This is a genomic window from Gemmatimonadales bacterium (assembly GCA_030697825.1).
Taxonomy (GTDB): Bacteria; Gemmatimonadota; Gemmatimonadetes; order Gemmatimonadales; family JACORV01; genus JACORV01.
Genome location: JAUYOW010000181.1, coordinates 1 through 8607 on the forward strand (window position 1 = coordinate 1; position 8607 = coordinate 8607).

5 protein-coding genes are annotated in these 8607 nt (G+C 68.0%); 4 read left to right on the forward strand and 1 reads right to left on the reverse strand.

Features of this window, described 5'->3' with window-relative positions; translation table 11 throughout:
• The 3 genes from Q8Q85_09550 to Q8Q85_09560 form a co-directional block, all read left to right on the forward strand.
• The coding region (locus tag Q8Q85_09550; GenBank protein MDP3774497.1) for a hypothetical protein at positions 1 to 1021 on the forward strand (1021 nt) is incomplete at its 5' end.
• Positions 1022 to 1073: 52 nt separating this feature from the next.
• Complete coding sequence (locus tag Q8Q85_09555; GenBank protein ID MDP3774498.1) at positions 1074 to 1661, forward strand: TetR/AcrR family transcriptional regulator; 588 nt, start codon at positions 1074 to 1076, stop codon at positions 1659 to 1661.
• A gap of 40 nt (positions 1662 to 1701) precedes the next feature.
• On the forward strand, positions 1702 to 3678 hold the full coding sequence (locus tag Q8Q85_09560) for a PBP1A family penicillin-binding protein (protein MDP3774499.1): 1977 nt from the start codon (positions 1702 to 1704) through the stop codon (positions 3676 to 3678).
• A gap of 24 nt (positions 3679 to 3702) precedes the next feature.
• Here Q8Q85_09560 and lon read toward each other — a convergent pair whose 3' ends face one another.
• Positions 3703 to 6144 (reverse strand): endopeptidase La, encoded by a 2442-nt coding sequence (gene lon / locus Q8Q85_09565; protein MDP3774500.1) that lies wholly within the window; start codon positions 6142 to 6144, stop codon positions 3703 to 3705.
• 162 nt (positions 6145 to 6306) lie between these two features.
• On the opposite strand from lon, the gene Q8Q85_09570 reads away from it, so the two are divergent.
• Positions 6307 to 8235: a protein kinase gene (locus Q8Q85_09570; protein MDP3774501.1), complete on the forward strand. Its 1929-nt coding sequence runs from the start codon at positions 6307 to 6309 to the stop codon at positions 8233 to 8235.
• Positions 8236 to 8607: the final 372 nt, after the last annotated feature.

Below are 8607 nucleotides of genomic sequence, written 5' to 3' on the forward strand. Positions count from 1 at the left end.
CGTCGGGACCGCCAGCTATCCCGCCGGCACGGTCATCGTTCCGCTGGCCGACGCCACCGTAGAACGGACCGTGCGCGAGGCGGTGGAATCGCTCGGTCTTGCGGCCTCCGGCGTGCGGGATGTGCCGAGCGTGGCGCGCCACGAGCTGGACCTGCCGAGGATCGGGTTGGTTCACTCCTGGCAGAACACGCAGAACGAGGGTTGGGTCCGATACGCCTTCGACCGGTTCGGCATCCCGTACACCTATCTCTCGACGCAGCAACTCCGGGATAGCGCGCGGTTGGCGGGCCTCGATGTGCTGGTGCTGCCGTACGTGACCGACAACGCCCGTGCGATCGTCAACGGACAGCCGCTCGCGGGTCCGCCGATCCCGTGGCGCCGAACGAGCGAGACCCCTAACCTCGGTGGCTACGACGAGACGGACGATGTGCGCCCCGGCATCGGGCTTGCCGGGATGGCGCGGCTGGATGAGTGGATCAGGAGCGGGGGCGTGCTGATCACGGAAGGTGGAACGGCATCGGTTCCCGTGGAGTTCGGCCTCGCACCGGGCGTGGACATCAGCGACGCGCGGCAGCTCAGGGTGCGTGGCAGCATCGTGCGGTCAGTCGTGCACGACCGTCGTAGCCCCATCGTCTATGGCTATCCCGACACGCTCTCGGTCTACTTCAACCAGTCGCCGCTCTTTCAGGTCGACACGACGACCGAGCGTGGCAGCGAGCGGCAGCGCGACTCGACGGTTCTCGCCGACCAGCGAAGGATGCGGCCCCGCGTGGTGCTGGGGTTCCACGCCCGGCAGGACTCGCTGCTGGTCTCCGGCCTCCTGGACGGTGGCTCGGAGCTCGCCGGCAGGCCGGCAGTGGTGGACGTCCAGGTGGGATCCGGCCATGTGGTGCTCTTCGCCATCCGGCCGTTCTGGCGGTGGGAGACTCAGGGGTCGTTCGCCCTTGCCTTCAACGCGCTGCTCAACTGGAACGACCTGGGTACCGGGTGGCCACCGCCGTCGGCGGCCCGCCGTCGTTGACGGGCATTGCTCCCCGGCACTAGGTTTATTCAACCGAACGGTTGAGAACAGCATGCAGACCGCGCTCCGATCCAGGAAAGCCGACATTCTCAGGGCCGCCGAGCGCGAATTCGCGGCGGCCGGCTGGGCCGGCGGCCGGGTCGAGCGCATTGCGGCGGCGGCGGGCGTGAACAAGCAGCTGCTTTTTCATTACTTCGAGTCGAAAGAAGGACTTTTCACCGCCGCAGTGTCGGGCCTCTTGGGTCGGTTGCGGGGAGACGATGGCGGCGGGGACTCCCCTTCAGGCGCGATCAAGTCAGTCATCACCGATCTTCTCGACGGCTTGCGGGCTGCTCCCGGAGTCGTGGGAATCGTGGCGGGAGCGCGCAGTGACTCTGAATTCCCTCCAGCTGCCGCTGCGCTGGTGCGGGACTGGAGGGACCGTCTGCTCGCTCGGCTTGGCACGGCCGTCACCGAGGGCCAGAGGCGAGGTTACTTCCGAGACGACGTGGATCCGAACGCGGTGAGCGCTGTCGCGACGGCTGCCGCGGTCGGCTTGGTGGCGCTGGAGCTTGATGGCAGCACGTCGGCTGCTTCGGGGTCCGTCGGGGCGGCGCGGACGCTCACTCAGCTCCTGGCGGACTACTGTGCATGGCGCTAGCCGCTTCCTGACAGCGCTGTCAACCGTATGGTTGATGACTATGCCAGCCTCGGCCGTCGCGCAGACGCGTGACACGGTCGTGACCATCGTCAGGCCGCCGCTCTCAACCGTGGTGTACGACCGCCGGGGCGGTCTGTTGGCTGAGATCGGCCCTCAGTCGCGCAGCTGGGCGCGCATCATCGACCTTCCGCCTTACGTAGGCCAGGCGTTCGTCGCCACCGAGGACCGCCGATTCTACCAACACGATGGGGTGGACGTCATCGGGGTGGTCGGCGCGCTTCGGGACAATCTCATGCGCGGCTTCGGCGGGCGTCCGCGCGGCGCCAGCACGATAACGCAGCAGCTGATCGGAGCGATGGGGCTGGTTGACCGCAGCGACATCTCGATCTCGCGCAAGCTGCGGGAGGCCGAGCTCGCCCGCGCCATCGAACGCCGCCACACCAAAGCCGAGATCCTCGAGGCGTACGTCAACTACATCAACTTCGGGCACGGCTGGTACGGCCTGGAGGCGGCGTCGCGGCACTACTTCGGCAAGAGCGCGACCGACCTCACGATCGCCGAAGCGGCGGTGCTCGCGGCTCTCCCCAAGTCCCCGGTGCAGTACGATCCTCGGGCGCATCCCGGCCGGGCGCTTCAGCGCCGCAACGTCGTGCTGCGTCTGATGTACAGCCAGCGCTACCTCACCGAGACGCAGCTCAACGCGGCGTTGCGCCAGCCACTGCGGGTCGTCCCCAACGATGGCTACAGCGTTCGCGCCCCGTACGTGGTCGAGTGGATACGTCAGTGGCTGGTGGAGCGGTACGGGCTGACGACGGTCAACACGGCCGGCCTCATAGTCAACACCACGCTCGATCCCGCGTTGCAGAGGGCGGCCGACACCGCGCTCGCCCTGGGCCTCGCGCAGGTGGAGAGCCTGCCCGCATATCGCTGGCCGCGGTACGGCACTCGGCCGGCCCGGCCGGGCGCCGGGCACACGCCATACCTTCAGGGCCTGCTGGTCGCGCTGGACCCGCAGTCGGGGGACGTGCTGGCGCTGATCGGCGGCCGCGATTTCCGGGACTCCGAGTTCAACCGCGCGGTGCAGGGCAACCGTCAGGCAGGGTCGGCCTTCAAGCCTTTCGTTTACGCGGCGGCGTTCTCGCAGGGCGCGCTCCCGACGACGATCCTGAACGACGCGCCGCTCTCCCTGCCGAACGGCGACGGCACCCGCTGGACACCCGAGAACAGCGACGGGACGTGGAGCGGCCCCGTCACCGCGCGCACCGCCCTCTCACGCTCGATCAACATCCCGGCGATCCGCCTCGCCCTCAGCACCGGGATGGACTCGGTGGTGGCGACCGCGCGGCGGATGGGGCTCACTACCGATATCCCGCCGTTTGGGGCCACCGCCATCGGTGCGGCGGACGTGCGTCCGCTCGAGCTGATCGCCGCATTCGGCACCTTCGCCAACCTCGGCGCGTACACCCCGCCGCGGATCGTGACGCTGGTTCAGGATGCCGCGGGGAACCCGATCTACGAGGCGCCGGCGCCCGTGGCCGCACCAGCGCTCGACCCGCGAGTCGCCTTTCAAATGGTGAGCATCCTTCAGGACGTGGTGGATCGGGGGACGGGCACGGCCGCGCGGCGCGCCGGCCTGCCTGCCAGCCTGCCGATGGCCGGCAAGACGGGGACTACCAACGACAACGCTGACGTCTGGTTCGTGGGCTTCACCCCGAACCTCGTCGCGGGTGTCTGGCTGGGGTTCGACCGGCCGCAGACCATCGCGCGGGGCGCCTTTGGAGGCACACTCGCGGCGCCGATCTGGAGCCTCTTCGCGCGCGAAGCCTACCGGCACCTTCCGGTGCCGGCCGCCTGGCAGCCGCCGCCCGGACTCGTGACCGTGCGAGTGCGCCGGCGCGACGGCGCGCTGGCTACCAACGACTCGACCGACGCGTCCTACCACGAGTACTTCATCGATGGAACCGAGCCGAGCGCGCGCGGCATGGCGCAGCGCCTGATGCGGCGGCTCAGGTGGTGAGCATTGACGGCCGGCCGGCGAACGCTAGCGCTTCTTGCCCGCGGAACCCACCAGCTCGTCCACGACCTTCGCCTCCCGGCTGACCAGCGCCACTTGCAGCACTTCCTCCAGGTCATCCACCGGATGGAAGATCAGGGTGCGGCGCACTTCGTCCGGAAGATCGTCCAGCTCGGGCTCGTTCTCCCGGGGCAGCACGATCTCCAGGATCCCCGCGCGCGCGGCGCCCAGCACCTTCTCCTTCAACCCGCCGATGGGCAGCACCCGGCCGCTGAGCGTGACCTCGCCGGTCATCGCGACGTCGTGCCGAGCGGCCCGCCCGGTCAGCGCGCTGATCAGGGCGGTCGCCATCGTGACGCCCGCCGATGGACCGTCCTTGGGGATGGCGCCCGCCGGCACGTGGATGTGTACGTCCCGGTCGCGGATAGCCTCGGGAGGGATGCCGAGCTTCTCGGCGTGGGTCTTGGCGTAGGTGAGAGCGGCCCGGGCCGACTCCTTCATCACGTCGCCGAGGTGCCCGGTGAGCACCAGCTCGTCCTTGCCCGGCATGAGGGAGGCTTCGACGAACATGATGTCCCCACCCATGGGAGTGTAGTACATCCCCGTCGCCACGCCGACGGCGTCCAGGGCCGCGGCATGCTCCGGGTGCACCTTGGGCCGGCCGAGGTCCCGCTTCACGTCGGCTTCGGCGATCGTGACCAGCTGCAGGGAGCCACCGGCGATCCGCCGCGCCACCTTGCGGGACAACCGTCCCAGCTCACGCTCGAGCTGGCGCACGCCCGACTCCCGCGTGTAGCCGCCGATCACCACCCGCACCGCTGCGTCGTCGATCTGCAGCTTCCCGGTGTCGAGTCCGTTCTCCTTGAGCTGGCGCGGGATGAGGTACTGCTTGGCTATGGCCAGCTTCTCGTGTTCGGTGTAACCGTTGAATTCCACCGATTCCATCCGATCCATCAGCGGGCCGGGGATATTCTGCGGGAAGTTGGCCGTGGTGATGAAGAGCACCTCGCTCAAGTCGAACGGCACGCCCAGGTAGTGATCCGTGAATGAATCGTTCTGGGCCGGGTCGAGCACTTCCAGCAACGCCGCCGCCGGGTCGCCCTGGAACGACACGCCGAGCTTGTCCACTTCGTCGAGCAGGAAGACCGGGTTCTTGGTCCCCGCCTGCTTCATCCCCTGGATGATGCGGCCCGGCATGGCGCCGACGTAGGTGCGCCGGTGGCCGCGGATGTCGGCCTCGTCGCGCGCGCCGCCCAGCGAGATCCGCACGTACTTGCGGCCCATCGCGCGGGCGATCGACTTGGCGATGGATGTCTTGCCGGTTCCGGGAGGGCCGATGAAGAGCAGTATGGGCCCCTTCGACAGCAGATGGTCGTCCTCCTGGCCGGGAGTCTGCCGGTCGTCCTCCCCGGCCTCCCTTTCCGGTGTGGCCTGCCGTGACGCTTCACGCAACTGGCGGACCGCGAGGAACTCGAGCACCCTTTCCTTCACGTCCTTCAGGCCGTAGTGATCCTCCTCGAGCACCTGCTCCGCGCGCGGCAAGTCGAGCAGATCGTCAGAGCGCGTGTTCCACGGCAACTCGGCGATCCACTCGAGGTAGGTACGGATGACCTGGGCCTCCATGGACTCCTTGGACGTGCGCTCGAGTCGCCCCAACTCACGCTCGACCTCCTTCTGCGCCGCCTCAGGCAACTGGAGCTTCTCGATCTTCTCCCGCAGCTCGGCGATCTCCCGATCTTCGTCTCCGTCGCCCAGCTCACGTTTGATCGCCTTGAGCTGCTCCCGCAGGTAGATCTCCTTCTGCCGCTCGCCGATCTCCTCCTGGACCTGCGACTTGATCTCCTCTTGGGCGTCGGACACGGCGATCTGGCGCTGTACGCACACCAGCACGCGGCGCAACCGGTCTTCGACGGCCAGCGTCTCCAGCAGCTGTTGCCGCTCCGGCGTCTTCAGCTCCAGGTAGCCGGCGACGAGGTCCGCGAACCTGCCGGGGTCGGTGACGGAGTCCAGCACCTGCTGGACCACTTCCTCGGGAAGGCCGCTCTTCTGGCCGAGTTCCGCGGCGCGCTCGCGCGCCTCCTTGTGGAGCGCCTGGAAGAGCGAGTCCTTGGGGTCGGCGGGTTGGATGTCCTCCACTTCGTGCAGTACCGCTTCGAGGAAGCCGTCGCGCTCCTGGCAGTGCAGCATTGCGGCGCGAAACTCGCCGTGGAGCACGAGCTGCACGCCACCCAAGCCTCGCTGCATCTGCCCGATGTGGGCTACCGTGCCCATGGTGTACAGGTTGCCTGCTGAAACCTGTTCCGTGTTCTCCCGTTGGGCGACCGTGAAGATCAGTCGTTTGTCGTCCTTGAGGGCTCGTTCGATGGCGCGCAGGGTGCCGCGGCGTCCGGCGCTGACGGGCGCGGTGACCTCGGGGAAGAGGACCATGTCGCGCAGCGGGAGAACGGGGAGAGTCATTCGTTCGGTCATCGGCGGCTCACGGCATCTGGTTGAGTGCTCTAGCGGTTCAACACCAACTGAGCAGCGATTGTGCCACCATGCGGCCACGGAACCCGTGCCATTGTGGCAGGCTACGGTTGCTCATCTCACGTACTGGCACTAATCTATGCCCCAAATGCCGGTGATGATGCAATGACATCGAGCGGCGACCGCGGACTCGAGTCGCGCCTGGCCGACGCCTTGGGTTCCGCATACACGATCGAAGGCGAGATCGGCCGTGGCGGCATGGGTGTCGTCTACCGGGCGAAGGACGAACGGCTCAAGCGTTCGGTCGCCGTAAAGGTCCTGCCGCCTGAACTCGCCTACCGCGGCGACATCCGCGCCCGATTCATGCGTGAGGCGGAGACATCGGCCCGGCTGTCCCACCCCAACATCGTTCCCATTCACGCGGTCGGTGACGCCAACGACCTGGTGTACTTCATCATGGGGTTCGTTGACGGCGAGTCACTGGGGTTGCGACTCAAGCGCCGGGGCCGGCTCTCCGTGGACGAGGCGCGCCGGATCATGCGTGAGGCCGCGGACGCGCTCGCGGCCGCGCATCAGCAGGGCGTCATCCATCGCGACGTGAAGCCTGACAACATCCTCCTCGAGGGCACGAGGGGGCGGGTGATGGTCACGGACTTCGGCATAGCGAAGGCGCTGTCCTCAGAAAGCGGAGGCACGCTCACCGAAGCCGGGGTCGCCATCGGCACGCCGGCCTTCATGAGCCCCGAACAGGCTGCGGGCGAGCGGGAGATCGACGGCCGATCCGATCTCTACTCCCTCGGAGTCGTCACCTACCAGATGCTGACCGGTGAGTTGCCCTTCCAGGCCCCGACCGTCCCTGGCCTGCTCATGAAGCAGATCATGGAGCTGCCGGCGCCGGTGGAGCGGAAGCGTCCCGAAACTCCCAAAGAGCTGTCGCAGACGGTGATGCGGTGTCTCGAGAAGGACCCCGAGGACCGGTGGCCGACGGCGGATGCACTGCGGCGCGCGCTCGAGACGAACACCTATACGGCACCGCCTCCGCGGGCGGGGGCACGCCGCCGACCGGGCGCCGACCGCGCGGCGCTGGACAGCCTGGGCGGGGCGCTGGACAGGGGCCGCCGTGCCATCGAGCGCGCGGAGGAGCGCGCAGGGCAGGCGCTGCAACGCGGCGACCAACCGGGGCGTCGGGTCAGCCGCCGGGCCGAGCGCGAAGAGCGGCGTCGCTCGGAGAAGGAGCGGGAAGAGGAGGAACTGAAGCGGATCGCCAAGAGCACCGGCGAGCCGCTGGTGGTGACCCGTTTCCGGAGCAAGGCCGCGACCTTTGCCGCGGTCAACGGGATGCTCGTGCTCCTCAACATCGCTACCACGCAGCTCGATCCTCCTTGGGCGCTGTTCCCCATAGTGTTCTGGGGCTTCGGCCTCGCCAAGGACTACGCGAAACTGTGGACCACGGGCTACTCGTGGCGCGACGTCATCCATCGGCCCCCCGCGCCCGACGCCGTGGAGGCGAAGACGACGCGTGCCGGCATGCTCGCTCCGCTCACGGCGGACGAGTTCGGCGCGCATACGGAGGGGATCGAGCAGGCGCGCAGCGACCGCGCGGCGGTGCTGGCGATGCTGGAGCGCATGCCCAAGTCGGAGCGCAAGCTCCTACCGGAGATCGCGCCCACCGTGGACCAGCTCCTGGAGCGGGCTACCGACCTCGCGCGCACCCTCAATGCGCTGGAGCGCGACATCGACATGGGCTCGGTTGAGAAGCTCGAGGCGCGGATCGCCGCCATGGAGCAGGAGCCGCCCAGCGCCGAACGGGAGCGCCGAATGACGCTTCTCCAGCAGCAGCGGCAGAAGGTGGCCCACCTGATGACGAGACGGGCCGCACTGTCCTCCCAGCTCGAGTCGTGCCTGCTCGCGATGCAGAACGTGCGGTTCGACCTGCTGCGGCTCAGGTCCTCCGGCGTGGCGGAGGCGTTGGGTGACCTGACTGCGGCGACCCAGCAGGCGCGCGCACTCTCTCGCGACGTGGACGCCGCGATAATGGCGGCGGGTGAGGTGCGGAAGCTCACGAACAACGATGCCAACCTTACGCGGGACTAGATCACTGCGTCCGGCTAGCTGGGGACTGCCGGGTGGTGGCGGCGCGCCGTATTGGTGCGCGCCGAGTTATGCGCCGGTTTGTCGCATAAGCACGGTGTAGGCCGAGTTATCACGCGAGCTCCGACCCGGGCCGTTGCGCGCCGAGTTATGCGCCGGTTTGTCGCATAAGCACGGTGTAGGCCGAGTTATCGCTCGAACGGCGGCCGGGACTGGAAGACAAGTAGGGTAAACTACTAGTTAGGCCGCGCGGACACTTTACCAGGCCACCATGATCACAGCCAACGTCGTCCATAGGGTCTTCCGCGTACGGTGGGGCACCAGTTTAGGCACGGCCTTCACAATCGACGTGGATGGCAAGCAGTATCTTGTTAC